Raw genomic sequence first — 242 nt, 5'->3', positions numbered from 1 at the left:
TGATGCTCTGGTCGACGGCGGCGGCGGCGGAGGTGCCGACGCTCTGCGCGGACGCCCCGAACCAGATCGAGGGGACGCTATGCGCCAAGCGCAGTTGGACGATGCCGAGGTCGGCCTCGCGAAGGCACAGGATGCCCTGCAGGCCAAGCTCGATCCGAACGGGCGGCGCAACCTCGACCCTGCGCAAAAGGCATGGCGGCGCTTCCGCGACCTCGAATGCCAGCTTGAGACCGGCTACGACG

The 242-nt window shown here is 69.0% G+C and carries 1 protein-coding gene; it reads left to right on the top strand.

From position 1 onward, the window contains the following. Window positions 1-79: 79 nt before the first annotated feature. A partial coding sequence (locus MFF40_RS29025; RefSeq protein WP_368858858.1) for a lysozyme inhibitor LprI family protein occupies window positions 80-242 on the top strand: 163 nt, incomplete at its 3' end.

Origin of the sequence: Methylobacterium mesophilicum (genome assembly GCF_022179445.1) — a bacterium.
Taxonomy (GTDB): domain Bacteria; phylum Pseudomonadota; class Alphaproteobacteria; order Rhizobiales; family Beijerinckiaceae; genus Methylobacterium; species Methylobacterium mesophilicum.
Note: the sequence above shows the minus strand (reverse complement) of the source record. Positions and strands in the feature narration are given on the sequence as shown.